24 protein-coding genes are annotated in these 25457 nt (G+C 69.7%); 4 read left to right on the plus strand and 20 right to left on the minus strand.

All coding sequences use genetic code 11. The annotated features are described in order from the left end of the window. Positions 1-43 precede the first annotated feature (43 nt). From OXG79_07300 to OXG79_07345, 10 genes are all read right to left on the minus strand, one after another. Positions 44-811: a cell division protein FtsQ/DivIB gene (locus tag OXG79_07300; protein ID MCY3783576.1), complete on the minus strand. Its 768-nt coding sequence runs from the start codon at positions 809-811 to the stop codon at positions 44-46. Then, positions 808-1731: a UDP-N-acetylmuramate dehydrogenase gene (gene murB / locus OXG79_07305; GenBank protein ID MCY3783577.1), complete on the minus strand. Its 924-nt coding sequence runs from the start codon at positions 1729-1731 to the stop codon at positions 808-810. Before murB ends, OXG79_07300 begins: the two co-directional genes overlap by 4 nt. Continuing rightward, the gene (gene murC, locus OXG79_07310; GenBank protein MCY3783578.1) at positions 1728-3119 is read right to left on the minus strand and encodes a UDP-N-acetylmuramate--L-alanine ligase; all 1392 of its coding nucleotides are present in this window, start codon (positions 3117-3119) and stop codon (positions 1728-1730) included. Before murC ends, murB begins: the two co-directional genes overlap by 4 nt. After that, positions 3116-4240, minus strand: a complete 1125-nt coding sequence (locus OXG79_07315; GenBank protein MCY3783579.1) for a UDP-N-acetylglucosamine--N-acetylmuramyl-(pentapeptide) pyrophosphoryl-undecaprenol N-acetylglucosamine transferase — start codon at positions 4238-4240, stop codon at positions 3116-3118. The genes murC and OXG79_07315 overlap by 4 nt, the downstream gene beginning before the upstream one ends. Further along, entirely contained in the window at positions 4237-5373 is a 1137-nt protein-coding gene (locus OXG79_07320) for a putative peptidoglycan glycosyltransferase FtsW (GenBank protein MCY3783580.1), read from the minus strand. The genes OXG79_07315 and OXG79_07320 overlap by 4 nt, the downstream gene beginning before the upstream one ends. Positions 5374-5377: 4 nt before the next feature. Then, entirely contained in the window at positions 5378-7165 is a 1788-nt protein-coding gene (locus tag OXG79_07325; protein MCY3783581.1) for a penicillin-binding protein 2, read from the minus strand. Continuing rightward, positions 7137-7601 (minus strand): hypothetical protein, encoded by a 465-nt coding sequence (locus OXG79_07330; GenBank protein MCY3783582.1) that lies wholly within the window; start codon positions 7599-7601, stop codon positions 7137-7139. The genes OXG79_07325 and OXG79_07330 overlap by 29 nt, the downstream gene beginning before the upstream one ends. Positions 7602-7625: 24 nt before the next feature. After that, the gene (rsmH, locus tag OXG79_07335) at positions 7626-8540 is read right to left on the minus strand and encodes a 16S rRNA (cytosine(1402)-N(4))-methyltransferase RsmH (protein ID MCY3783583.1); all 915 of its coding nucleotides are present in this window, start codon (positions 8538-8540) and stop codon (positions 7626-7628) included. Positions 8541-8566: 26 nt separating this feature from the next. Then, positions 8567-9007 carry a division/cell wall cluster transcriptional repressor MraZ gene (mraZ, locus tag OXG79_07340; protein ID MCY3783584.1) on the minus strand — a complete coding sequence of 147 codons (441 nt, stop codon included), beginning with the start codon at positions 9005-9007 and terminating at the stop codon, positions 8567-8569. Positions 9008-9191: 184 nt separating this feature from the next. Further along, positions 9192-9629, minus strand: coding sequence for a ribonuclease HI family protein (locus OXG79_07345; protein MCY3783585.1), 438 nt, complete (start codon positions 9627-9629; stop codon positions 9192-9194). A gap of 179 nt (positions 9630-9808) precedes the next feature. On the opposite strand from OXG79_07345, the gene OXG79_07350 reads away from it, so the two are divergent. Further along, on the plus strand, positions 9809-10546 hold the full coding sequence (locus OXG79_07350; protein MCY3783586.1) for a hypothetical protein: 738 nt from the start codon (positions 9809-9811) through the stop codon (positions 10544-10546). On the opposite strand, the gene OXG79_07355 is transcribed toward OXG79_07350, so the two are convergent. The 10 genes from OXG79_07355 to OXG79_07400 all read right to left on the minus strand — a co-directional run bounded on the left by OXG79_07355 (position 10530) and on the right by OXG79_07400 (position 19705). Continuing rightward, a complete protein-coding gene (locus tag OXG79_07355; GenBank protein ID MCY3783587.1) occupies positions 10530-11969 on the minus strand; it encodes a DHA2 family efflux MFS transporter permease subunit in 1440 nt (479 codons plus the stop codon). The genes OXG79_07350 and OXG79_07355 overlap by 17 nt on opposite strands. 13 nt (positions 11970-11982) lie before the next feature. After that, positions 11983-12417 (minus strand): hypothetical protein, encoded by a 435-nt coding sequence (locus OXG79_07360; GenBank protein ID MCY3783588.1) that lies wholly within the window; start codon positions 12415-12417, stop codon positions 11983-11985. Between the two features lie 127 nt (positions 12418-12544). Further along, entirely contained in the window at positions 12545-13021 is a 477-nt protein-coding gene (locus tag OXG79_07365) for a hypothetical protein (protein ID MCY3783589.1), read from the minus strand. Continuing rightward, positions 13008-14231, minus strand: coding sequence for a nickel pincer cofactor biosynthesis protein LarC (gene larC / locus OXG79_07370; GenBank protein ID MCY3783590.1), 1224 nt, complete (start codon positions 14229-14231; stop codon positions 13008-13010). Before larC ends, OXG79_07365 begins: the two co-directional genes overlap by 14 nt. After that, positions 14228-14995, minus strand: coding sequence for a nickel pincer cofactor biosynthesis protein LarB (gene larB, locus OXG79_07375; GenBank protein ID MCY3783591.1), 768 nt, complete (start codon positions 14993-14995; stop codon positions 14228-14230). The genes larC and larB overlap by 4 nt, the downstream gene beginning before the upstream one ends. Next, positions 14992-16290, minus strand: a complete 1299-nt coding sequence (gene eno / locus OXG79_07380) for a phosphopyruvate hydratase (GenBank protein ID MCY3783592.1) — start codon at positions 16288-16290, stop codon at positions 14992-14994. The genes larB and eno overlap by 4 nt, the downstream gene beginning before the upstream one ends. Positions 16291-16444: 154 nt before the next feature. Next, entirely contained in the window at positions 16445-17641 is a 1197-nt protein-coding gene (locus tag OXG79_07385; protein MCY3783593.1) for a sialidase family protein, read from the minus strand. A 179-nt stretch (positions 17642-17820) separates the two neighbouring features. Then, positions 17821-18396: a hypothetical protein gene (locus OXG79_07390; protein ID MCY3783594.1), complete on the minus strand. Its 576-nt coding sequence runs from the start codon at positions 18394-18396 to the stop codon at positions 17821-17823. A gap of 179 nt (positions 18397-18575) precedes the next feature. Next, positions 18576-18761, minus strand: a complete 186-nt coding sequence (locus OXG79_07395) for a hypothetical protein (GenBank protein MCY3783595.1) — start codon at positions 18759-18761, stop codon at positions 18576-18578. 71 nt (positions 18762-18832) lie between these two features. Continuing rightward, the gene (locus OXG79_07400; GenBank protein MCY3783596.1) at positions 18833-19705 is read right to left on the minus strand and encodes a sugar phosphate isomerase/epimerase; all 873 of its coding nucleotides are present in this window, start codon (positions 19703-19705) and stop codon (positions 18833-18835) included. Between the two features lie 194 nt (positions 19706-19899). On the opposite strand from OXG79_07400, the gene OXG79_07405 reads away from it, so the two are divergent. Genes OXG79_07405 through OXG79_07415 form a run of 3 tightly spaced genes read left to right on the plus strand, consistent with a single transcriptional unit; the run spans position 19900 to position 25315 of the window. Beyond that, a complete protein-coding gene (locus tag OXG79_07405) occupies positions 19900-21516 on the plus strand; it encodes an HlyD family efflux transporter periplasmic adaptor subunit (GenBank protein MCY3783597.1) in 1617 nt (538 codons plus the stop codon). Continuing rightward, entirely contained in the window at positions 21513-24413 is a 2901-nt protein-coding gene (locus OXG79_07410; GenBank protein ID MCY3783598.1) for an ABC transporter permease, read from the plus strand. The genes OXG79_07405 and OXG79_07410 overlap by 4 nt, the downstream gene beginning before the upstream one ends. Continuing rightward, positions 24410-25315 carry an ATP-binding cassette domain-containing protein gene (locus tag OXG79_07415; GenBank protein ID MCY3783599.1) on the plus strand — a complete coding sequence of 302 codons (906 nt, stop codon included), beginning with the start codon at positions 24410-24412 and terminating at the stop codon, positions 25313-25315. Before OXG79_07410 ends, OXG79_07415 begins: the two co-directional genes overlap by 4 nt. Positions 25316-25457 lie beyond the last annotated feature (142 nt).

Below are 25457 nucleotides of genomic sequence, written 5' to 3' on the forward strand. Positions count from 1 at the left end.
CCCCCGGATGTCTGCTGACTCAGCCAACCCCAGCGCCGCTATCTCACGGGGAGTCCCCGATCGTGCTGATCAGCGGCGGGGCGTTGGTGGTGCGATAGGTGGGGCGGTCCACGGGTCGCAGGTCCACGGATGCGATGCGCTCGCCGCGGCGGTTGGCTCGCTCGAGCACGGCCTGCAGCGCCACGAGCTTCGGCTCGAGCCGCTCGATGCCGCCGAATTGCAGCTCGCGGCCGGAGTGATCGATGACCGTCAGATTGCCGGCCGCATATTGGATCCGGTTCGGAAACACCCGCAGCAGCGGCAGGTTGCTCTGCAGCTGATGGGCGGCGAGCAAGGCGGGCAGATTGACGTGCTCGCCCGGAGCGGTCTCGCGCGCGCCGGTGTCCTCGATGGTCAGCTCGAGGTCAGGCCGATAGCGCGCGGCCAATATCTGGCCGTCGGCGTCAACCAGGTAGCTCTGCCCGCCGACAATCCAGTTCGCCACGGGCGCGTCGTAGGCGATAGTCACCGTCAGATGGCCGTCGACGGCAACGTCGACCAACGCGTCGGCCACGCCCGGAATCTCCAACAGCTCGCCGCGGATGGCAGCGGTGTCGACGCGAAACACGCTGGCCCCGACGTACTGGCCGACCAGTGACTCGATCTGCTCCGCGCTCACCACCGGCGGCGGTGACGACGCGGCGCGGTGCACGGTGATGTTGCGCACCTTCAGCACCGGCGACGTGAGCATCCAGACCAGCAAGATGGTGGTCAGGCCGGCAATGCCCAGCGACAGCAGATGGACGTGCCACGGACGAGGGTCGGTCGTCATGCCATCAGCTCCGAGACGGCGGCCTCCCAGCGACCCAGCACGCGAACTTCGGGCTCCAGTCGAATTCCGTGCCGCTGCTGGACGGTGGTCTGCACGTGCAACGCCAGCGCCAGGATGTCCGCCGCCGTGGCGGTGCCGTCGTTGCTGATGAAGTTGGCGTGCATCGGCGACACGAAGGCCCCGCCGCGAGCGCATCCCTTGAGTCCCGAAGACTCGATGAGGCGCCCCGCGTAGTCACCGCTCGGGTTCTTGAAGAACGAGCCGGCGTTTTGGCCGCGCGGCTGGGTATCCAATCGACGGCGCGCGAAGGTCTCCAGCTGCGCCTGCAGCGCGTCGGGGTCGCCAGGCTGGATGGCGAGGGACGCGCTCAGCACCACCGGCGCTTGAGGATCGTTCTGCAAGGCGCTGTGCCGATAGGCGAACGCCAGGTCGTCCGGGCCAAGCTGTCGCACGCCGTCGGGATACCAGACCTCGGCTGACGTCAGCACCGCCGCGATATCGCTGCCCCAGGCGCCGGCGTTGCCAAACACGGCGCCGCCAACCGTTCCGGGCACCCCGATCGCGAACCCGAGCCCCGCGTGCCCGCCTGCGGCGGCCTGCCGGGCAAGCCGCGCCATCGTGTGTCCCGATTCGACGCGCGCCAGGCCGGCGGCCGCGTCAAACGACAATCCGACGCAGTTGTTGCTGATCACCAGGCCCTCGATGCCGGCGTCGGCGACCAGCAGGTTCGTGCCGTGTCCCACCACCGTGCGCGGCGCCCCGGCCGCCTCGGCGGCATCGAGAACCGCCACGAAGTCATCCACCGCGTGCACTTCGACCCAGAGGTCTGCCGGTCCGCCCACGCCGAAGGTGGAGTGGCGCGCCAGCGGCTCGCGCTCGCGCACGGCGAGGTGCTCCGGGAGCGCCGGCGACGCGCTCATGCCGCGGCCCGCGTGTCGACCCAAACGCTGATGCGATCGGCCAGCGGGGTCACGGAGTCGGGACCCATTACCAGGATCACGTCGCCGTCGGCCGCGTCGGCGGCCACTAGGTCGGCGATGGCGTCGAAGGACGGGAGGAAGCATGCGTCGGAATGTCGCACCCGGGCGGCCAGCAGCGCCGAGCTGGCATCGATTCCGTGTTCGCGGCCGGGTGGCGAATAGATTTCGGCAAAGGTGACGCGGTCGGCGCCCGCAAACGCATCGACAAAGTCGTCCAGCAGGTCGAGCGTGCGGCTGCGGAGCAGCGGCTGGTAGATCGCCCACAGCCGCCGATGGGTGAACTCGCGCGCGGCCGCGATGGTGGCGCGCACGGCGGTCGGATGATGGGCGTAGTCCTCCAGCACCCGCACGCCGCCGCCGCAGGCGCGCAGCTGCAAGCGGCGCTCCACCCCGCCGAACGACTCGAGCGCGCACGCGGCCTCGTCCACGGGCACCCCGGCCAGCGTGCAGGCCGTCAGCGCCGCCAGCGCGTTCCAGGCGTTGTGACGCCCGCGCAGCGGCAGCCGGCAGGCCATCGGCCCGTGCGGCGTGCGGAACGCCACCTCGCTTCCGCCGGCCGCCGGCGTGTAGGTCTCGACATCCCACGCCTCGTCCGGTCCGAACCACAGCGCCGGCGTGGGTGCGCCGGCCGCGACACGGCGCAAGTGAGCCACATCGCCGCGGGCGATCAGTCGGGCGTCGGCGGGAAGTCCGGCTGCGAAGGCCGCGAAGGCCTCCACCATGCGCGCCTCGGTCCCAAAGTAATCCAGGTGATCGCGCTCTAGGTTGGTGATCACGGCAATCTCGGGCCGATAGGCGAGGAACGCCGAGTCGAACTCGTCGGCTTCCACCACCATCCAGCTGTCCCGGCGGTAGCGCCCGTTGGCGTGATCGAGCGAGGGGCTGGCGGCGCCGAGGAGAAAGCTGGGATCGCGGCCGGTCTGCCGCAGCACCGCCGCGATCATGGCGCTCGTGGTGGACTTGCCATGCGTGCCGGCGACGGCGATGCCGCGAGACGCGTTGAAGAGCTCGGCGATGATCGCCGCGCGCGAGGCCACCGGCACGCCGCGGGTCCGGGCCTCGACAAGCTCCGGATTGTCGGCGGGAACGGCGGCGGAATGCACCACCAGGTCGGCGCCGGCCACGTTACCCGCGTCGTGGCCGCGATGAATCCGCGCGCCGCGCGCCTGCAGCTGTTCCGTCGCGGCCGTGGCGCGCAGGTCGCTGCCGCTGACCCGAAGCTCGAGATCGAGCAGCGCGGCCGCCACGCCGGACATGCCCGCGCCGGCAATGCCGACCACGTGCACGCGGCGCACGTCCGCTCCGAGCAGCCGGCCGGCGGCGCTCATGCCGGGGCCGCCTGCCAGGTCGGATCGGCGAGCCCGATCGCGAGCCGGGCCACGGCATCCGCGGCGTCCGGTCGACCGCGCTTGGCCGAGGCGCCACGCATCTGCTCCAACCGCGGCGTGTCGGCCAAGAGATCGGTGATGGTCGACGCCAGCTTGCCGCGGGCCAGGTCATCCTCCAACAGAATGACCGCCGAGCCGGACGCCGCGACGGCGTTTGCCGTGGCGATTTGGTGTCCGGCCCCGAACGCGCCGGGCGCGATCACGGCCGGGGCGCCGACGGCGCCGAGCTCCGCCACCGCCGTCGCGCCGGAGCGCGTCACGATCAGGTCGGCCGCGGCCATAAGGTCGGCGAAGCCCTCATTGATGAAGGCGTGGACGTGATAGCGCGCGCGCCGGTCCGGGGAAAGGCGCTCACGCACCGACGCGAGCCACTCGAAATCGCCCCGCCCGGTGACGTGCACGATGACGGCGCGGTCGAGCAATTGGGTGAGATCCCGGGCGATGGCGGCGTTGACCGCATGCGCGCCCTGGCTGCCGCCCACCACCAGCACCAATGGCTCGTCCAACGCCACGCCGACGCGAGCCCGGCCCGCGTCGCGATCGGGATGGGCAAAGGCTTCCCGCAGGGGATACCCGGTGAACTCGACGCGCGTGCCGCGCAGCTGCCCTACCGCCTCGCGGAATGCCACCGTGGCGACGGTGGCCAATGGGGCCAGCGCCTTGGTGGCCCATCCCAGCTGCGCGTCGCCCGAGAAGATCAGGCGGGGAATGCCCCGCAGCCACCCGGCCAGCATGACGGGCACGCTGACGTAGCCGCCGCTCAGGACGATCGCGTCGGGCGGTCGGGCGCCAAGGTCGCGCCACACGGCAACCGTCGAGACGCCCAGGCGCCACAGCCGTGCCGGGAGCCGGGCCAACCCCACACCCACGATGCCGCGGACGCGAATCGGAAAGAGGTCGAACTCCACGCCGCGATATAGCTCGCGGTCGAGTTCACGCGCCCCGCACACGATGGTGAGGTCGGCCTCCGCGTCGCCCAGCAGCTTGCGCAAGCGCCGCGCGACGGCCAGGGTCGGGAAGATATGTCCGGCGGTGCCGCCGCCGGCCAGCACGATTCTCATTCGCGCCGCTGCAAGGCGGATTTTCGCGCCACGTTGAGCAAAATGCCCATCATCAACAGCGAGGCGAGCAGCGACGACCCGCCCAGGCTCACGAATGGCAGCGTAAGGCCCGTGACCGGAATCAATCCCGTGACCACGCCCATGTTCACGAACGCCTGAAACGTGAGCTGGGTGACGATGCCGACGGCCAGCAAGCGGCCGAATGGATCCTCGGTCGATCCCGCGATCTGAATGCCGCGCACGAACAACGCGAGAAAGAGCACCAGCACGAGGCCGGTGCCGACGAGGCCGAACTCTTCGCCAATCACGGCGAAAATGGAGTCCGAATCGGGCACCGGCAGCAGGAACTTTTGCGTGCCGGCGCCCAGGCCGCGGCCGGTAACCCCGCCGGCGCCGAGGGCGATCTTGGCCTGCGCGGCCTGATAGCCGGTATTGGTGACCTCGGGGTCGCGCGTGAGAAACGCCACCACGCGTGCCCGCTGGTACTCGTGCACGGCGATGGAGATGGCGCCGGCCGCGAGCGCGCCGAGCGGCAGCACCGCCAGGTGCCGCAGCCGGACGCCGGCCACGAACAGCATGGCCAGACCCACCGCCGCCATCGTGACGGCCGTACCCAGGTCGGGCTCGGCCACCACCGGCAGCACCACCGCCGCGAGCAGCCCGCCGCCGCCCAGCAGGCCAATGCGCCAATCGCGCACGCGGTTGCCGAAGAGCTTGGCCAGCTTCGCCAGCGCCAGAATCAGGGCCAGCTTGGCGAACTCGCTGGGCTGCAGTGTGAAGTCGCCGATGACGAACCAGCGTCGGGCCGCCAACTGCGGCGGCGCGTTCGAGAAAAAGTAGACCCCAAGCAGCAGCAGCCAGGCGATGCCCAGGGCAGGAAGGGCGAGCCGCTCGTAGCGCTGGTAGTCCACGGCGCTCAGGCCCAATGCGAGCACCAGGCCCGTGATGCCGAAGATCATCTGCTGAATCGTGTCGGCGTCGAGGGGCGCCCCCTCGCCGAGAACCGCCGGAATGCGCGCACTGGCAACCATGACCGCGCCGCCCAACGGCAACAGCACCGTGAGCAGGAGCAGAATCGGGTCCTGCGGGGGCCAGCGGAGCCCACGCGCGGCGGGCTGTGCCTGCGTCGCCATCAGTTCAGGCAGCCCGCGCCGGGATTCGCAGGTACGAAAAAACCCGGGTCATGATGCGCTGGAACGTCGGCGACGCCACGAAGGCGCCGAAATAGCCCTCTTGGGGCCGGTTGATGACCACCAGCGTGAGCAGCTGGGGATCCTCCAGCGGGCCGAATCCCACGTAGGACGCGATCGAGAGGTCGGATTGAAAGCGCCCGCCGACCGGGATTTCCGAGGTGCCGGTCTTGCCGGCGGTGCGATATCCGGCCACGGTCGCGGGATTGTTCGGAATGCCGCCTTCGGCGCTCTCCATCATCCGCATGAGCTCGTGCGCCGCTTCGACTGAAACGACCCGTCGCACCTCCTGCGGCTGCACGAAGCCTCGCCGGCCGTCCGGGTGCTCAACCGCCCGCACGATGTGGGGACGCATGAGCACGCCGTCGTTGGCGATCGCGCCGATGGCGGCGGCGATCTGGAGCGCGGTTACCCCGATCCCATGGCCGAACGAGTTGGCCGCCAGGTCGGCCTGGAACCACCCACGGTCGCCGCGCCGGCGCACGATGCCCGGCACCTCGCCGCTGAGGTCCACGCCGCTGATCTCACCGAAGCCAAACTTGTCGATGTACCTGTAAAAGCGGTCCGGACCAGTCTTGTCCGCCACGAAGATGGCGCCGGTATTGCTCGAATGACGCAGGACGCTCGTCATGTTTTGGTCGGGATAGGTCTGCAAGTCCCAGTTCTTGAACTCCTCGCCGAAGTAGCGAATGGTTCCCGGCAGGTCATGGGTCGATTCGGTCGTGATGGACTTGCTGTCCAGGCCGGCGGCCATGGTGACGAGCTTGAACGTGCTGCCCGGCTCGTAGACGTGGCTCAGCGCGCGGTTGGCGAACTCCGGGCCGAAGGACTGGTATTCGTGCACCCGCGCCGGGTCATAGTCCGGCACGTTGGCCAGCGCGAGGATCGCCCCGGTGCGCGGGTCCAGCATGATCACCGAGCCCGACGCCGCGCTGAAGCGCTCGACCGCGACCTCGAGCTCTTCCTCCACGATGTGCTGAATGGTGCGATTGAGGGTGAGCGTGAGATGCGACCCGTGGCGGGCCGGCAGCAAGTTGTGACGCCCGATCGGGATCTCGCGGCCCAGACGGTCAAGGTCCGACGTGCGCAGGCCGGGGCTGCCGGACAGCAGGTCGTCGTAGTGCGCCTCCACCCCGGCCTGTCCCACAACATCGCCGGGTCGATCGACGCGCTCGCCGAGAAAGCCCAGCACGTGGGAGCCGAGCCGGCCGTTGGGGTAGACGCGCACGCGATCCGGCTCGAGTCTGATGCCCGGCAGCTCATCGGCCGCGACGGCGCTCCGCAACCGCCGATGCTCGTCGTCCAAGATGCCGCGCGCCAGCAGCGCATAGCGGGATCGCGGGTTGCTGATCGCGTTGGCAACCGAAATAGGATCGAGACCCAGGATGTCCTCGAGGCGGTTGGCGATGTCGAAGGGGGCGCTCTCCTCGTGCACCACGCTTGGGTCCGCCACCACGCTGATCGCGCTGCGCTCGATGGCCAGCACGTCGCCGGAAATGTCGAAGATCGTGCCTCGTCGCGGGTGCAGCTCGGTCCGTGCCAGCAGCTCACCGGCGCCGCGGGCGGCCAGATCCGCCGCCTGGTTGACATGCCAGTCGTACAGGCGCCAACCGAGGACGCTAGCCCCAAGCGCGGCGCCCCCGAGCATCACCGCCAGACGCCGGCTCGGGTCGGCGGGCGCGCCGGCGCGGTCGGTGACCGGGCGCCTACTCGCGGAGGCTGGTGATCTTGGCACTGATCGCTCGCAGGAATTCTTCCCACCACGGCATCGCGTACAGCCGCTGGCTCGGCGCCGCCCAGACCGGCAGGTCCAGCGACACGCCAGGCGGCAGGGCCTGACTGCTGACGTAGAGCGGATTGGTCGGTTCGCGCATGTCCAGGTCCCTGAAGGCCACCCGCTGCACGGTTGGCAGATCGTTTTCGGTGGCCAGCTGCGCGCGAAGGTCCTGTTGGGTCTGGAGGAGCCCTTCGAGCCGCCGTTCCAGCGACTGCACCTCGCCGCCCACGCGCACGATCGCCTGCGTCTGCTGCACCCAGACCATGGCGAGCACGAAGGCTGCCACGATGAGCGCCAGCACCAGGCGCGACGGGCTGATCGGCCGCAGGACCACCTGCACGAATTGCGCCGGCATCGCCACGCGGCGCTGGATCCGCGCCTCACGGACGGCCATGGCGTACCTCGGTGGGAGTGGCCATCAGTGGGGCAGCGTCAGAAGCGCGGCGCGCAGCTTGGCGCTGCGCGCCCGCCGATTGGCTGTCACTTCGGCGGCGTCGGCGCGCAGCGGCGAGCGCGTGAGAATCTCGGCGGTTCCCGCGTCGGCCCAGGCGCGGAACCGGTGCTTGACGATGCGGTCCTCGTGGCTGTGGAACGCGATTACCGCCACGCGGCCATCCGGGGCGGCCAGATCGTGCGCGGCCTGCAGGCCGGCCGTCAGGGCGCCCATCTCGTCGTTGACGGCCATGCGCAACGCCTGAAACGTGCGGGTGGCCGGATGGATTCGCTGGCGACCGGGGATGGCGCGCTTCACCGTCGCCGCCAGCACCGCGGTGGTGGTGATCGGCCGGCGCTGCACGATGCGGCGGGCAATGCGCCCAGCGCGTCGCTCGTCGCCATAGCGGCGCAGCAGCTCCGCCAGCTCGGGTTCCGGCAGGTGGTTGACGAGGTCCAGGGCGGGTCGGCCGTCGTTCGGATCGAAGCGCATGTCGAGCGGCCCGTCGTGCTGAAATGAGAATCCGCGCGACGGATCGTCGAGCTGATCGCTGGACAGTCCGAGGTCGAAAATCACCCCGTCGGCGCGGTCGAAGCCGTGGGCCGGGGCGACGCGCGCCAGGTCACGGAAGTTCGCCTGCACGGGCGACACGCGGGAATCGTGAGCGAATCTGTCGCGAAGCCGCTCCACCGCGTCGGGATCGGCATCGAGGGCCAGGACGCGTGCGGCTCCGGCGGTTAGGAGTGCTTGGGTGTGCCCCCCGGCGCCGGCCGTCGCGTCCACGTAGCTCCCCCCGCGTGAAACTCCCGTGAGATCAATGACCGCCGCAACGAGCACTGGAGCGTGAACTGCCGACGCTCCCTTCGGAGATTTGGTGTATGGGGGACGCAGGGGAGGCACTGCGTCCCCCATAGAACACCCGAAAGTTAGTGTGGGGCGCCTCCACCGGCTCGCCGCATGATCGCGACGGCGTCCGCGTCGATACGGTCGCGCTGATCGCGCCAGGTATCGGCGTCCCAGATTTCAATGACATCGCCAGTGCCAATCACGGCGACTTTCTTTGCCAGTCCAGCGAAGTCGATGAGATGCGACGGAATGTTGATCCGTCCCTGCCCATCGAAGTCCACGCGCTCGGCCATGCCGAAGACGCGTCGTTTGGTGTCGCGCACGTCGGGGTCGAGGGGATCCATGTCCCCCAGACGTTCCTCGATCTGGCGCCAGCGCTCGCTCGGATAAAATGTGAGGCACCGCTCGGCGCCCACCGTGAGCACGCCGCCGCCGGGAAGCAAGGCGCGAAACTTGCTGGGGAAGGCCAAACGCCCCTTGGCGTCGAGCTGGTGGACTCGAAGTCCGGTGATGCCGTGCATTGCTCATGACGTTCGCGAGATCGCTTGCGGCTCGCGGTCATCCTCCCCACGTTCCCCCACAAATCACCACTTCAGTAGTGATTCAACGGCGGAAGTAAACCATAGACCCCACCCGGCGTCAAGTGATTTGCCGAAAATTCCTTGAGAATTTTGGGCGGCCGCCGCCTGCGCGTCCGCGCCGCCGCTAGCCCGGCGTGGCGTCTGCCGGATCGATGCGGTCCAGCGCCCAGTTGGCCAGCCGGTCCGCCAAGACGTTGGCCTCTCGGCTGACATGGGCGTAGCGCACCCGCGCCCCGTCCGGCTGGGCGGCCCGGACGCGTTCCGCCAGCGGGCGCAGACCGGCGTGCTTGATGCGCCATTCGCCGCTGAGCTGCCGCACCACCAACTCGCTGTCCAACCGGAACTCGACCTCCGTGGCCCCGAGCTGCCCGGCCAGCTGCATGCCGGTCCACACGGCGTGATACTCGGCCTGGTTGTTGGTCATCACGCCCAGCCGCACCGCGGCCCGGGCCACGATCTCGTACTGCTCGTCAAGCGCAACCACGCCGGCAGCCGCCGGTCCCGGGTTGCCGCGGCTGGCGCCGTCGCAATGAATCGTGAGCTTGATCGTCGCCCTCGCCAATCGTGCGTGGCTCGCGGGCGTGATCGTACCTATCGGCGTGGGAGTCCTTTGCAACGTCCAGTCAGCCGAAGGACGGCCGTGCGGGTTCCACCTGCCTCCAGATTCAGTGAAGGGTGGATTCCCGCCTTCGCGGGAATGACGAATGGGTTACCCAAAGATCTTCGTGGCGGGGCTCGGCGATGACGGATCACGCGCCGCTGCACGCCGCCCGGCCATTCGAGCGATATCGGGCCGAGCTGGCTCTCGGCGCGCATTGGTACCTGGCGGCGCTCCGCGCGGCCGGCGTGTGGACGCTTCGCTCCGAGATTGTGCGGCAGCGGCGGCTGGTGTATCTCATCGACGGGCAGGCGCTGGACCTGTTGCTGGTCATCGAACGCCTGGTCGCCGCGGGCGGCGGCGCCAAGCGCAACGAGCTCGATCGGCTCCTTTTCGCCGCTGAGCCGCCGATTCCGCTCACTGAGGCCGAGTTTCGCGACGCCCTGGGGCCGGATGGTTATTCCGCCTACCTCAACTACTTCTACGGCGTCACCGTTGAGGAGGCGCTTCACTGCGCCGTCGAGCTCGAGGCGGCGAAGGCTCATGCGTTGGACGCGTCCGCGAGCCTCGGAATCTACGAGCGGATCTACGGTCGCTCGCTGTCGGACCTGTTGGCCGCCTACGCGGAGGAGCGTGGCGACGACCCGCCGCGGCGGCTGGCGTGGCCGGGCTATAAGTCGTTTACCTACTGGCTGTTTCGCCTGCGGGTGCGGACTTCGGTCGCTCCGCGCATCGCCAGCGATACGCGCAAGGCTCTTGACTATCTGCGCCGGCTGCGCGGACCCGGCGGATCGCCGGACCCGCTGCGTCCGGATGCGGACGCAAGCTCCGATCCCACGGCGGCGCCGCCGACCATCATCGACATCAGGCGGCCCGCCTAGAAGATTCGGCCGATGAATCCGCGTCGGCGCCACCCGGCCCGCGGGCCAGCGAGGCGACCAGCGCCAGCAGGGTGACGGCCGCGGCCGCCGTCCACGTCACGCGAAAGGCGTCAAAGGCAGTGTCCAGCGGCTGATCGCCGACGACCGCGACGCCCAGAAGTGCCGCCGCAAGCACGCCCCACAGCGTGCCCCACAGTGCCTGTCCCACCGACTGCCCAGTGTTCCGCGCGAGCGACATGGTGGCGCTGGCCTGTCCGCGATGGCGCGGCGCGGCGGCGCCCATGAGCGAGCTGGCGTTGGCGCTGTTGAACAGGGCGAGCCCCACGCCCGTCACCAGGGTCCGAACGATGACGTCTACCGGTCCGGCCGCGTCGCCAAGCGTGGCCATTAGGGCGAGCCCGATTGCCGTGAGCGCCACGCCCACCGAGGCGACGGGGCGCGGCCCCAGGCGATCGGCGAGCGCCCCGGATGGCGGCCCCAGCAATCCCATGAGCGCCGGAATCGTCGCCAGCACCAGACCGACCTGCACCGGTGCCAGCCCAAGACCGCGCTGCAGATAGAACGGCAGCAGCAAGACGAGCGACGACAGCCCGGCGAACGCCAGGAAGGCCGACAGCGTGGCCGCGCTCAGCTCGCGCACGCGGAACATCGCGAGGTCGACCGTCGGCGCCGGCGAGCGGCGCTGCCACGCCAGGAACCCGCCGAGCAGCACAATCCCCGTCAGCAACGGCGCCAGCACCAGCGGCGCCGCCACACCCGCGACTTGCACCCGATTGAGCCCGAACAGCACCAGCATGACGCCGGCCACCAGCGACGCCGCCCCGGCGAAGTCGAACCGCCGAGGTCCAACGGGCGCGGCGTAGGGAAGCGACCGCAGCCCCAACGCCAGGCTGATGAGGCCGACCGGAACGTTGAGGTAGAAGATCCAGCGCCAGCCGATGGTGCCCACGAGCACACCTCCGGCCAGCGGCCCGGTGATGAGACCCGCCGACACCGCGCTGAGCACCCATCCCATGGCGCGGCCGCGCTCGTTTTCTGGGAACGCGTCGATCACCAGCGCCGCGCCGATGGCCTGCGTGGCGGCGCTGCCAAGGCCTTGGAGGACCCGACACGCCACCAGCATCCACACGTTGATCGCCATGCCCGACAGCAACGAGCCGACCACGAAGATCGCGAGTCCGGCCACGAAAAACCGCCGCCGCCCCAGCACGTCGGCGGCGCGGCCAAACGGCAGCAGCAGCCCGGTGATGACCAACAGGTAGGCCAGCACCACCCACTGCAGCGCGTCGAACGTTGCGTCCAACTCGACGGCCAACGTGGGCAGCGTGATGTTGACGGCGCTGGAGTCGAGCGTGGCCATGAACACACTGGTCATGACCACGACGAGCGTGGTCCACTTGCGTGAGCGAGGTATCCGGTTCATGACGCGCCGCGGGTCAGCTGAGCGAACGTGCAAACTGCACCAGCGCGCCCGCGAGCCGCTCGGCGTCTTCCGTTGAAAGCGAGCTTGTGATCGTCACGGTCGCGAGGCCCGCGGCGCTCTCGGCGTCCACATAGTGATCCAGGCGCTCGCGCAGCGCTTCGAGATCCTCCGCCGGCACGCCGCGACGGCGCAGCAGGTCCAGGGCAACCTCCAGGCGCGGCTCGCGATGCCGGGCGTCGGGCGCGTAGACCCACACAATGCTCTGCAGCCGTTCCTCCAGCGGCGCCTGCAGGGCGAAGCCCCGCGCGGTCGGCCGCAGCGGCAAGCCCGCGTCCTGCCAGCGGCCCAGCAGGTGCACGCAGGTGGGGAACAGCTCAGACGGCATCCGGCGCTGGAACGCCCGCACCTCGTTGTCGTCGCTGCGGTAGACGCGAAACTCAGCCTCCACCAGCCGCCTCCAGGATTGACTGATCCGGTGAGCCGGTGGTCCATGCTGCGTGCAGCATGGGGGTCCAAGACTTCATCCAGGCGAATCCGCTTCCCGACGACGTGCTATCCAGGGTAGCGGCGCGGCTCTACTTCAGCAGCCGCCCGATCAGGCGCGCCGCCAGCGTCGACAGCCCCAGGGCCACGCCGAAGGCCACGGCCGCTCGCGGGCCGAACAGCGCCCGCACGTTGCCCTGGATGTTGGCGCCCACCACGGCCAGCGTCAGCACCCGGTCGGCCTGCACGTTGCCCGCCACGACCCACGACGCCGCCACATTCTCCAGCTTCGCGTTGGCGGTCAGGGCGCCCGCGACGGCGCTGTTGCGCACGGTGGCCTCCCGCGCCGCCACGCCCCCCACCAACGTTTGTCCGGTGGCGAGGGCATCGGCCCGCGCAACGCCGATGGCCGACGCGTCACTCTGGAGGACGTCGGTCTGAATGCGACGCACCGACCCGCCGCGCACGATGGCGTTTTCGGCGCGCACCACGCCCACCGGCTGGCGGTTCAGGCGCACGGTCTCGCCGTGGGTCTGCTGCAGCGGCTGGTGATCGTCACGATCGGTCATCTGGGCCTCCCAATGCCGGCTGAGTCGGGGGCGCGGCCTCCCATGCGGCAGCCCGAGCCGCATCGTAAACCGTCTGCAAGCGAACGTCGTGCTCGCGCGCCGCGCGGGCGCAGTCGTCGGCCTCCGGCGCCACGTCGCGCAGGCGTCCGTCGACGTACGAAGCCTTGACCCCAATCGCCCCGTAGGGCGTGTCGACGCGCAGCGAATGCCGGGGCACCTTCACGCGTCGCGCGTCGTGCAGCCGTACTCCCAGCGTCGAGGTCTCGCGCAGCAGGATGTCGACCGCGGCGTCGGTCGTTTCCGGCGGCGCCAGCACGCGGATCAGCGTCCCCGGTCGCCCCTTCTTCATCACCAGCGGCGTGAGGGTGACGTCCAACACGCCGGCCTCAAACAGCCGCTCGCTGACCGACGGATAGTGCTCCGGGTTCATGTCGTCCACGTTCGCCTCGATCACGGTCACCACGTCCGTGCCGAGCGTGCTTCCGGCCTCTCCCAGCGTGACCCGCAGCACGTTGGGGATGGCGAGGTCGGCGGTGCCCGCGCCGTATCCGGTCGCCGTCACGCGCATGGCGGGCGCGTGGCCGGCGTCCGTGGTGAACTCGGTCAGCACCAGGGCTCCGGTCGGCGTGAGCAGCTCCGCGACAACGTCGGTCGCGTAGATCTCCAGTGGCGACCGCTCGAGGAGTTGCAGCGTCGCCGGGGCCGGAACCGGCAGCACGCCGTGGGAGGTCTTGACCGTTCCCGTGCCCGCATTGATGGCCGACGTGCTCATGCCGGTGATGCCCAGCAGATCCATGGCCGCGCACGCGCCCACGATGTCGAGCACCGCGTCCACCGCACCGAGCTCGTGGAAGTGCGCCTCGTTCACATTCACGCCGTGAACCGCCGCCTCGGCCTCGGCCAGCCGCCGCACCATCCCCTGCGCCCGGTCCCTGATGGGCGCTCTCAGCCCACTCGCTCCGATGACCGCCGCCATCGACGCGGGGTCGCTCAGCGTTCCATGCCCGGCGGCGGCCTCGATCTCGAAGTCCATGCGCGTCGCCGCGATCGGCCCCTTGCGCACCGACTGGCGGATCAGGCGCCACGGCGGCAGATCGAGCGTGCGCAGCTCGGTCTCCAGCGCGGCCTGGTCCAGCCCCGCATCGAGCAGCGCGCCCAGGAACATGTTGCCGCTGGCGCCCGACGGGCAATCGACGCGGGCGATGGTCATTCGGTCGTCGTTCCGCCGGCGCGCCGCGCGATCAACGCCGCCTGGTAGCCCGCGCCGAAACCGTTGTCGATGTTCACCACCGACACACCGGGCGCGCACCCACTGAGCATGGCCAGCAACGCCGCGATGCCGCCCAGCGACGCGCCGTAGCCGACGCTCGTGGGCACGGCAATCACCGGCCGGTCCGTCAGGCCGCCGACGACGCTGGGCAGGGCGCCCTCCATGCCCGCGACCGCCACGATGGCGTCGGCAGCGTCCAGGTGCTCCCGCTGGCCGAGCAGTCGATGCAGGCCCGCCACGCCAACGTCGCCAATGGTCGTCGCGCCGGCGCCGAGCGCCTGGGCCGTCACGTGGGCCTCCGCCGCCACCGCCGCATCGGACGTGCCGCCGGTGAGCACCAGCACGCGCCCACTGGGTTCGGGCCGCGACTTGGGCGCACGGGTGATCATGCGCGCGTCCTCATGAAACACCGCGTCCGGCAGCTCAGCGCGCACGGCCGCGAAGGCCGCCGCGTTGGTCTTGGTGACGAGCACCGGCTGCGCGTGGACCGCCAGCGACGCCGCGATGGCGGCGATCTGGGCCGGGCTCTTGCCGGCGCCGTAGATGACCTCCGGCATGCCGGTGCGCAGCGCGCGATGGGTATCGACGCGGGCGAAGCCCAGGTCGTCGATGGGCTGATAGCGCAGCCGCTGCATCGCGGCTTCGGCGCTGATCGCGCCGCCGGCGACCTGCTCCAACAGATCCCGCAGATCGTCCGGCGTCACACCAGGACTCGGCGAATGCTCGTGAACGCCTGCGGACCGGCGTAGCGCCCCGCCGCGCCCAGGTCCTCCTCGATGCGCAGCAGCGCGTTGTACTTGGCCACGCGGTCGGTGCGGCAGGGCGCCCCGGCCTTGATCTGTCCGGCGTTCGTGGCCACCGCGAGATCGGCGATGGTCGTGTCCTCGGTTTCGCCGGAGCGGTGCGAAATCACCACGCCGAACGCCGCGCGCTGGGCCATCTCAATCGCCGCCTGGGTCTCCGAGAGCGAGCCGACCTGGTTGACCTTGATCAGAATGCTGTTCGCCGCCTGCTCCTCGACGGCGCGTTCCAAACGCTCGGTGCTGGTGACCAGCAGATCGTCGCCCACCAGTTGCACGCGGTCGCCCAGGGCCGCCGTCAAATCGCGCCAGCCTTCCCAGTCGTCCTCACCCATGCCGTCCTCGATGGACAGCAGCGGAAACCGGTCGGCCCACTCGACCCACAACTCGACCAACTCCGCGCGCGTCAACGTGCGGTCCTCGCGGTCCAGGCGATAGGTCCCGTCTGACTGGATCAGCTCGGTCGCCGCGGCATCGATGCCGAGATACACGTCCGCCCCAGGCTGATAGCCGGCGGACTCGATGGCCTGCACGAGCAGCTCCATCGCCGCGGCGTTGGAGGATAACGCCGGCGCGAAGCCGCCCTCGTCGCCGACGCTGGTCGACAACGCGCGCCGCGACAGCTCGTTGTGCAGGGCGTGGTAGACCTCGGCGCCCGCCCGCAGCGCCTCGCTGAACGTCGGGCGGCCCACCGGCATGACCATGAATTCCTGGAAGTCGGTGCTGCCGGCGGCGTGCTGTCCGCCGTTGAGCAGATTCATCATCGGCACGGGCAGCGTTGCGCCGAACGGCCCGCCCAGGTAGCGGTAGAGCGGCAGCCCCACCTCATCCGCCGCCGCGTGCGCCACGGCGAGCGAGACGCCCAGGATGGCGTTGGCGCCGAGCGAGGATTTGTTCGGCGTGCCGTCCGCCGCCAGCAGCATTGCGTCCACGGCGGTCTGGTTGGTGGCGTCCTCGCCCTCGATCTCGGGGCCGAGCACGCTGAGGATGTGGTGAACGGCCTTTTGCACCCCGCGCCCGTGATAGCGCTCGGGGTCCTGGTCGCGCAGTTCGAGGGCCTCGTGGGCACCGGTGGAAGCGCCCGAAGGCACCGCCGCACGGCCAATGGCGCCGCTCTCCAGCGTGACGTCCACCTCGACCGTCGGGTTGCCCCGCGAATCGAGAATCTCCCGCGCCCGAACGTTCGCAATGGCCGTCACGACTGATTCCTTTGGCGGCGCTCAGGAGGCGTCATGCTCAAGATATCCGCTCAGGGCAGGGCGATTCGCGAATCGGCCCTACCAACGCGTCCCAGTCCGGCCCCTTCTCCCCTGGCGGGAGAAGGTTGGGATGAGGGGGATTCGCATCAGTCGCCTAGACCACTTCAACGTCGATCACGATCCGCCGGATCGACTGCGTCGGCAGCTCGTTCGTGCCCAGCTCGCGCGTGAAGTCCGAGTGCGAGTACGCCACGTGCAGCTGGTTGCCCCGCTGAATCACCGAGGTGTACGAGCAACCGGGACCGGTGTGAAAGGCGAACGGGTACTCCCAATGCTCGCCGGTGCCGTCCAGGCTGAGCATCACGTGCGTGATCTGCGGATGCCCATAGGCCCCGCGCCCGGCCACGCAGGCCAGCACGCCGTTGTCCAGCTTTTGCAGGCGCGGCTTGACGCCCTGCCAGCCGGCCGATTCCGGCGCCGACCACGTCTCGCCGCCATCCGTCGAGCGAGACTGGAACATGGGCGAGTAGCCGCCCGTCCGCATCATGCAGAGGATGTCGCCGTTGTCGAGCTGGATGACGTCCGGCTCGTCGAACCCCTCGTCCACCGTCCGATCCGCCGGGCCGTAGACCGGCTTGTGGTCGTGGGGATGGAAGTGCTCGACGAACCGCCAGGTGCGCCCGCGGTCCGACGAGCGGATGACGGCGCTCGAGAAGCTGTATTGCACCATCTGACGCCCGCTGGGGCTTAGCCCTTCGAGCAGCTCGGGCGGGCCGACCTGCTGCTCGAACACGGTCATGTAGTCCCCGTTGTCCAGCTCGATCAGGCGGGAGTAGTTCTCGTACGACGCCGCCTCCCACGGAAATCCCTCGACCTTGAACGGGTGAAGCTCCAGCAGCTCGCCCGCCTTCGACCACCGGCGCAGCTGAAACGTCGAGTCCGCCCGCTGCTGGACAAGGTGATACGGCCCCTCGGCACTCAGGTATGGCTCCTGGTAGTTCTCGAGGGGGTAGGTGTCGATGCGGGTGATCGTGCCGTCGCTGGGGTAGCCGATGACTCCCGAACCGAAATCCATGGTGTTGAGGCCGGTGTCCGGATGCCGGTCGATGAACGGCGAGTCGTCCGGCGCCGGCTGCCAGGTCGCGCCCAGGTCGCTGGAGACTACCGCCGCCAGCGGCTCCACCCCGCCGTGCCGCCCGCGGTGATAGGACATGAAGAGGTTGTCGCCCTCGAGCTCCACAAGGCCCGGAAAGTTGACGACGCTGTCGGTGACCTCCAGCCACACGTCCGGCTCCGACGCGCTGATCACCACCTCGCGCGATCCGTTGCTGTATCTCGCCTGCTTGATCATTGCTGCACCCTACCCCTCAGGCCGCGCCACACGCGGCCACCTGCATCGTAGAAGCCGGAGGCCCCCCGCGCACGAAAAATCGGGCGGTGCTAGTGGGCTAGGCGAATCGCGTGAGTCGCGCGACAGCGTCCATTATTCACGCGCCGCCGTTTTCATCGCCGCCGTCCGGCGTTCGCCAGCTATTCCTTCGAGGCAGTACGGGAGCCGCCGAGGCCGATCGTCGCCAGTCCCAGCGCCAGACCGATCGGCGCGAGCGACAGTGCGGCGGGGACCGGCGCATGGCCGACCGCGCCGATGATCACGTCGACGAAGCCCGGGCTGGGGGCGGACTCGTCTGCTTCCGCGGCGTCGTGGGCAGCGCTGTCCGAACTCTTGTCGTCGGCGTGGTGGTGGTCGTCCGCAGCGCCCTCTTCGTCATGGGCGTGATGGTCGTCGTCCGCTTTCCCATCGTCGTGGTGATGGCCGTCGCCTTCCGTCTCCGCATGGTGGTCGGAGTCCTGGGCGCTCGTCATGCCTTCGCGGCTGTCTTCGTGCTGGTGATCATGCGACTCTGGGTTGAGATTCGCGGCGACGTGCTGCCAGGTTCCGAGCAGAGCGCTCGCGATGACTATTGCGGCGACCACCCGCGCCAGCCTGACCGTCGCCGCCGTCTGGCGAGCGGCCAAGGCGATCGTGGTTGCCAGCATAATCCCGAGCGTGATCCACGGCACAAACTGCCAGGGGCTGAGCCAGTGGCGCTCGTAGGCCAGCGCCAAGGCAGTGCCCGCCACGCCCACCGCCACCAGCAGGAGCAGGCCTGTCCGAAGTCGCGCCGCCGTGCCGTCACGCCCAACCATTTCAGTCATGGTACTCACGAGACCTTCAGGCGTGCAGCGCCTGCGGGCTCAGACGGTGACACTCGTCGGCCGGTCGCTATTCAGTGTCGAGGAAATCCTCACCGCTGATTCATTTCATCCCGCGTGAACCTGCGGCCGCCGGTCGCAGAGTCGCCGCGCAGTGCGTGAATGGTCGCCATGGCTGCGCCGGCCTGCCGCCAGCGCCCGGCGTATTTCTCAAGCCCGAGCCGAATCCGGGTGATCAGAGGCGTTTGCTCGGCTGCGGCGCGGCGTCGCTCAGACACGGATGGCGTCCGCCTCGCTGCTGCTCAGTGCCTGACCGTCCATGCGTTGCCCCAGGCTGCTTGCCGCCCCGCTAAATCGAGTGCATGAATGGCACGTGCTCCGTGCCGTTGATGACCGCCAGCGCCAGGTCGCGAAAGCGGATGGTCTCCGCCGTGTTGTCGACCTGGTTGCAGTTCCAGATCGCCGTCCAGACGAACTCAACGCCAAACCAGCCGCCGTAGCCGACGTCCTGCATCTTTTCGATGATGCGTCGGTAGTCGATGACGTTTTCGTCGAAGTCCACCTGCATTCGATCCGGCGCGCAGCCGCGGCAGTGGAAGTGGCGCGCGTGGGGCAGCAGCGGGTCCACGCTGGTCTGCTCCATGCCCTGGTAGACGAAGTGGCAATAGTCGAGCGTGAGTTTGAGGCCCGGCACCAGGCCCAGCATCTCCAGCGCCAGATCCACGGTGTTGGCGTTGGTGCCGACCGCGGGCTCCACGGAGACCGCGATGCCGTACTTGTCACCCTGATCGACCCGCCATTTGAGCTCCTCGGCGGAGTTCTGCAGCGACTCGGTGGGAGACTCGCCCTCGAACGGCACGCCGCACGTCGAGGAGATGCCCTTGGCTTCGAGGCGGCGCGACAGCTCCACCACGTCGTTGAAGTACATGCGCCCGGCTTCCCGCTGGGCGGGATCGGGGTTGTTCGGCACCATGCCGCCCGGCTCGGTGCTCGGGATCAGGAACACGTCCGCCGGCTCGAGGTTGTTCCGCTCCAGCCGTTCGCGCAGGATGCCGGCCCACATGGGCACGTCGCCGTGGATCATCTCGGGGCGAATGTGCGAGCGATTGCCGAAGATCCCAAGATCGACGCCCTCGAAGCCGAGGGTGGAGATCAGGGCCAGGGATTGCTCGTGGCGGAGCAGAGGCCAGGTGAAATCGGCGCAGGCGAGCCTTATGGACATGGAATCACCTCCCGCGGGTGCGTGGGCCTATGTTCGCAAACTCGGCGCAAGCGCGCCCGGCTGCCCGCGGCGGCGCCGACGTAGAGGCGTGCGTCGACCCGCAGTGCCCCGAAGCGGCATACACTCCAGCAGACGATGATCGAGGGAGGCGTCAACCCCTGGTCCTGAATCGCAGAGCCTCGCTTCGAACGGCCGTGGGCGCCGCCCGGCGCCTCGGCCTTGCGCTGGCGGCCCTCGTCGTTTGCGGCGCCGTCGTCCTCGCGGTCGCCGCCTGCGATCCGGTCGAGCCCGCCGCCGACGCCACGCCCACGCTCGCGCCCGATCCCCGGGCCGAATCACAGGACCCACTGGTTCCGGTGGTGCGCGGACGGCTCGAGAACCGCCTGCGAATCCCGGGGCTAATCGAGGCCCGGGGGCAAGAGATCCTGACGTTCGAGGTGCCCGGCGTCGTGGGCGCGGTACGCGGACAGCGCGGGGTGATGGTGCAGGCGGGCAGCGTCCTGATTTCGCTCGACGCGGAGTCGCTGAACGCCGAGATCGGTGCCGCGCGCGAGGCCGAGGTGGCCATCCTGGAGGAGCTTGCGGCGGTCGAGGCTCGTCTGGCCGCCGAACGGATCGCCGCCGAACGCGCCGTGCTCGCGGCGGCGGCAGAGTTCGCCGAGCGCCAGCGGGTGTGGGACGCGCTCACCGCGCCGGCGCCCGACCATGAGGTGAACCTCCACCACGCGCGCATTGCGTTGCTCACACAGGTGCTTACCGACCGCCACACGGCGGTCGAGGCCGCCGAGAGTTCGGTCGACGCGCTGGTGGCAACCGCGCGCGCCGAGGTTGCGCTGCGCGAGGCCGACCTGGCTGAAGCCCAGGCGGAGCGCGACGCGCTGCCCGAGGATTCCACGGCGCGTGCCATTGCGGCAGCCGCCGCGAAGCTGGCCGCCGCCGAGCTCGCGGTCGCCGAGGCGCGCGCGCTGGAGGAGCAGGCGGCCGGCCCGGACGGGCCACCCCGGCTGCGCGCGGCGCGGCGGGCGCAAACCGCCGCCGAGTTGGACCTGCTGACGGCGGAGGCCGAGTTGGATCGGCTGACGGCCGGCCCGCCGGCCGCCGAGCTGGCCGCGGCGGAGGCGGCGCTCACCTCGGCGCGATACGAATATGACCTGGTGGCGGAGGCGCGGGCCGCGCTGGATGCCGGCACCTCGCCGCTTGCCGTGGACGCCGAGCGTCTGAGGGCCGAGGCCGAGCGCATCGACGAGCGAATCGCCCTGCTCGAGAGCCGCTCCACGCAGCTCGACATTGCGGCGCCCTACGACGCGATCATCTCGCGCGTGCTGACCGTGCGCGGGCGAGAGGTCGCCCCCGGCGACCCGGCCATCGAGCTGGCAAGAGCCACCGACCTGGTCTTCGAGGCCGTGGCCGGCCCGACGCAAGCCGCCAACCTGCGCATCGATCAAAAGGTCAACGTCACGTTGCGCGAGTTTGCCCAGACTCCCTTCGAGGGAACGGTCGTCACGCTGCCGCTGGACACGGGCGATGCGTCGGACAAGCCCTTCATCCAACTGGCGGTCGATTGGGGCGACCAACCGGTGACCATCGGCCTGCAGGGCGTCATCAGCGTCTTGCTGGGCGCGTCCGACGGAGTGCTCAAGGTGCCCGCAACCGCCGTGTGGACGGTTAACGGTCGCTCGTTCGTCGAGACCCTGATCGACGGCCGCCGCCGGACGCTGCCGGTGACCTTGGGCATGGAGACCGATGACGAGGTCGAGATCGTCCACGGCCTGTCCGAGGGCGACATGATCTTCGCCACCGTTCGCTCGTGATCCTCTCGGGGGTCGGCGCCGCCGGGCGGACCGTGCTGGCCCTCGTGGGATTCGCCGCGCGGCGGCTGCGCAGCAATCCGATCCACGCCCTGACCACGCTGCTGGGACTCTCGCTCACCGTCGGCGTGGTCACCGCCGTGCCGCTCTATGCGGAGGGCATGAGCACCCGCCTGCTGCGCGAGCACTTGCGCGCCTCGCCGGGGCCGCTCGACCTGGGCGTGGTGATCGAGCACGGCGAAGCGCAGCTGCCGGACGATGCCACGACGTCGCTGGCGGCGTATCGCCGCGCCGACCGGTTCTTGGGCGAGGCCGCCGCCACCCACCTCGGTGTCCCGCCCGATGCCATCGTGCGTTTGGTCCGGTCCGACAACCGGCACCTGCTGTTCACCTCCGACGATCCGGACGCACCCCTGCGCGAGGGCGTGCCCTGGGGCGGGCTGGCCGCGATCAGCGGGCTGGCGGAAAACGTCGAATTGTTGGAAGGCCGCGCACCCGTCGACGAGGTATACACGCTGCGCCTGCCGTCCGGTGTGCTGGCGCCGCTGGTGGAGGCGGTTGCCGCGACGGACATGCTCGACGCCGGGGGCCTGGTGGTCGGCGACCAGGTGCAGCTGCGCTTCGGCGACCCGCGGGCGCTCGACACGCCCCAGGCGGTCGTCGCCGTCGACATCGTCGGTCGCTTCGCACTCATCGACGGGCGCCACGCCTATTGGCCCGAGGATGTCGAGGAGCTGACGAAGAACACGCTCTTCACTCCGCCGGGCGCGTTCATCGACGGTCTGCTGGCGCGCTATCCCGACGTGTCGCATCCGCGCCTGTTGGACCGCGCGGTGTGGTTCGCTCCACTGGACGCCGTCGCCCTGCAGGCGTCGTCCGCCGGTCGGACGCGCGAGGGCATCTTCGCCGTGCGCACGATCGCCGAGCGGGTCCTGCCATACATGGGCGTGAAGACCCGCCTGGAGCGCGACCTCGAACGGTTTGAGAGCCGCCTGGTGGTGCTCACCGTGGCCCTGCTGGCCCTCAGCGTGCCCATTGTCCTGATGGTGCTGGGCTTCATGCGGCTCTCGGTGTCGCTGGCCATCGAACGCCAGCGCCAGGAGGTGGCGCTGCTGCGCAGCCGCGGCGTCGGCGTGGTCCAGCTGGTCGGCGTGTTTGTCGTCGAGGGGCTGCTGCTTGGAGCGCCGGCGCTGGCGATCGGCCTGGCGCTGGGCGCGGGCTTTGCCCAGGCCATCGGACAAGCGGCGAGCTTCCTGGCCTTCGATGCGCGCGCGCCGTTGGACGTTGCCCTGACCAGCAGCCAGGCGGCCGTCGGCGCGGGAGCGATCGGGGTCAGCCTGCTCGCCATGCTGGGGCCGGTCGTGGCGGCGGCCCGGCTGAGCATCGTGGGCGCCAAGCAGCAGGCCTCGCGCAGCCTGGACCGACCGCTCTATCAGCGGCGGCTGCTGGACGTGCTGCTGCTGGCGGCGGCGGTTGCGGGGTTCTATCTGCTGCGCAGCGTCGAAGCGCTGCCCGGCGAGACCGAGGACGACCTGCTGCTGGCCGACACGCTGCTGGTCCTGGCGCCGATTCTCTTCATCTTCGCGGTCTCGGTCTTCGCCCTCCGCGCCTTTCCCTATCTCGTGCGCGCGCTTGCGGCGCTGACGTCGCGCGTTTCCGGCGTCAGCGCCTTCGTGGCCCTGCGCCAGGTCGGCCGCAGCCCGACCCACTACACCAGCCTGGTCTTGCTGCTCTCGCTGACCTTTGCCCTGGGGGCCTTCAGCGCCTCGTTCGCGGCGACGATCGATCGCAACATCATCGATCGCGTCTATTTCGCCACCGGCGCCGACGCCCAGATCGTCGAGAGCGGGCACTTCGACGCGGACGCGAGGTCCTGGTACATCGCGCCGGTCGATCGCCACCTGGACGTGGTGGACGACCGCGGCCGGCATGTCGTCACGGAGGCAGCGCGACACCGGGTCAAGAACGCGCTGTTGCATGTCGACACGCCCTCGGTGAACGCCCTGCGCGAGGTTCGGCTGCACGCGGTCGATCCGATTCCATTCGCCCGGACTATTGCCTGGCGCGACGACTACGCCGCGACATCGCTCAATGCACTTGCCAACGCGCTGGCGGCGGACGATCGCGGCGTGATCCTCGAGCGCGCACCATTTCACGAGACCATGGGTGTGCAGCTTGGCGATTCCGTGACCATGGAGATCGATCGGGTGGTGGTGCCCTTCGTGGTGGTGGGGTGGATGGACGCGCTGCCGGGCCACAATCGAGGTCTAGGCTCCTTCGCGGTCGGCAATCTCACCTATGTCGACCGCGTGGTTGGGCGCTCGCCGTGGAACACCTATGCGCGACTGCTGCCCAACGCGCCGGCCCACGAGATCATCCAGCCGCTGAACGATCTCGATATTCGGGCGCTGCGCACCGTGGACGCGAGGGACGAAATCGTCCAAGCGCGCCGCGACCCCGTGCTGGTCGGCACGTTTGGCCTGCTGACGCTGGCGTTCATCGTTGCCGCGGGCCTCACGCTCAGCGGCTTTGGCATGCACGCGGTCCTGTCGTTTCGCCGGCGCGTGCAGGAGTTCGGCATCCTGCGCGCCATGGGGATTTCCACGCGCCAAATGGCCGCCATCGTGGCGTTGGAGCAGGGGTTCCTGGTGCTGCTCGGCACGGCCGTGGGGACGGCCATCGGCATGGTGACAGCCGCGCTGTTCGTGCCGTTCCTCGAGCTGAGCGCCGGGGAGCGCGATGCCTTTCCACCCTTTATCGTCGATACCGCCTGGGACGACATCGCCAAGATCTACGTGGTCTTCGGCGTGCTCATCGCCGCGGCGTTGCCGCTGTCGATTTGGCTCCTGCGGCGCGTGCGCACGCACGAGGCCATCAAGTTCGGCGAGGAAACCGGATGAGCGCCGCGGTTCACGTGCGCTGCCAGGACCTGGTGCGGATCTACAAGGTCGCCGAACTCGAGGTCGTGGCGTTGCGCGGACTCAATCTCGAGGTTGCCTCGGGCGAAATGATGGCCATCGTGGGCAACAGCGGCAGCGGCAAGAGCACGCTGCTCAACATCCTGGGCGGCCTCGACCGGCCGTCGGCGGGCGCGTGCAGCGTCGGCGGGCTTGACCTGGTCAACGCCTCGGGCGCCGAATTGGCGGAGTACAAGCGCTACGACGTGGGGTTTGTGTGGCAACAGAGCGCCCGCAACCTCATCCCCTATCTCAGCGCCCTCGACAACGTGCTGGCGCCCATGCTGTTCGCGGGCGGCGCGGGGCCGACGGAGCAGCGGCGGGCGCGGGAGCTGCTGGCGGCGTGCGGTCTGTCGGAACGGATGAGCCATCGGCCGCCGCAGCTTTCGGGCGGCGAGCAGCAGCGGGTGGCGATCGCCGTGGCGCTGGCCAACGAGCCCGAGCTGCTGCTGGCGGACGAGCCCACGGGCGAGGTCGACAACCAGACGGCCGGCGATATCTACGAGCTGCTGCAGCGGCTCAACCAGGACCAGCGGCTGACGGTGATGATCGTGACCCACGACCGGGACGTCACGCGCCACGTGGGCCGCGTGGTGGCGATCCGCGACGGCCAGACCAGCTCGGAGATCGTGCGGCGCGTGGGGCTCCCGGGCGCCGACGAGTCGGCGCACGAGGAATACGTGATCGTCGACGAGACCGGCCGCCTCCAGATTCCCCGCGACTATCTCGAAGAGCTGGGCATTTCGGGTCGCGCGACGGTGGATGTCGACGCCGATGAGGGACGGCTCGTGGTGCGGCCGGCGGACCCCTCCGGCGAGCGTGGCGGAACCGAGGCCAAGCCATGACGCCGGTGGCCCACGCTGCGTGCAGCGTGGGATCAGTCGCCGTTCGTGGTGAGCCTGTCGAACCATGGACGGCGCCCTTCGACTGGGCTCAGGGCGAACGGAGCCTGTTGTTTCCGGTGGCCTACGCTGTGTGCAGCGTGGG

It is taken from the genome of Chloroflexota bacterium (assembly GCA_026706485.1).
GTDB lineage: Bacteria > Chloroflexota > UBA11872 > UBA11872 > UBA11872 > JAJECS01.

Bases quoted from the DNA above. Each gene is read 5' to 3' on its own strand.
- murC (MCY3783578.1), bottom strand. From the start codon at position 3,119: ATGAGCGCCGCCGGCCGGCTGCTCGGAGCGGACGTGCGCCGCGTGCAC.
- OXG79_07385 (MCY3783593.1), bottom strand. From the start codon at position 17,641: ATGATCAAGCAGGCGAGATACAGCAACGGATCGCGCGAGGTGGTGATC.
- mraZ (MCY3783584.1), bottom strand. From the start codon at position 9,007: ATGCACGGCATCACCGGACTTCGAGTCCACCAGCTCGACGCCAAGGGG.
- OXG79_07415 (MCY3783599.1), top strand. From the start codon at position 24,410: ATGAGCGCCGCGGTTCACGTGCGCTGCCAGGACCTGGTGCGGATCTAC.
- OXG79_07355 (MCY3783587.1), bottom strand. From the start codon at position 11,969: ATGAACCGGATACCTCGCTCACGCAAGTGGACCACGCTCGTCGTGGTC.
- murB (MCY3783577.1), bottom strand. From the start codon at position 1,731: ATGAGCGCGTCGCCGGCGCTCCCGGAGCACCTCGCCGTGCGCGAGCGC.
- OXG79_07300 (MCY3783576.1), bottom strand. From the start codon at position 811: ATGACGACCGACCCTCGTCCGTGGCACGTCCATCTGCTGTCGCTGGGC.
- OXG79_07350 (MCY3783586.1), top strand. From the start codon at position 9,809: ATGACGGATCACGCGCCGCTGCACGCCGCCCGGCCATTCGAGCGATAT.
- OXG79_07320 (MCY3783580.1), bottom strand. From the start codon at position 5,373: ATGGCGACGCAGGCACAGCCCGCCGCGCGTGGGCTCCGCTGGCCCCCG.
- OXG79_07400 (MCY3783596.1), bottom strand. From the start codon at position 19,705: ATGTCCATAAGGCTCGCCTGCGCCGATTTCACCTGGCCTCTGCTCCGC.
- OXG79_07330 (MCY3783582.1), bottom strand. From the start codon at position 7,601: ATGGCCGTCCGTGAGGCGCGGATCCAGCGCCGCGTGGCGATGCCGGCG.
- OXG79_07365 (MCY3783589.1), bottom strand. From the start codon at position 13,021: ATGACCGATCGTGACGATCACCAGCCGCTGCAGCAGACCCACGGCGAG.
- OXG79_07315 (MCY3783579.1), bottom strand. From the start codon at position 4,240: ATGAGAATCGTGCTGGCCGGCGGCGGCACCGCCGGACATATCTTCCCG.
- larC (MCY3783590.1), bottom strand. From the start codon at position 14,231: ATGACCATCGCCCGCGTCGATTGCCCGTCGGGCGCCAGCGGCAACATG.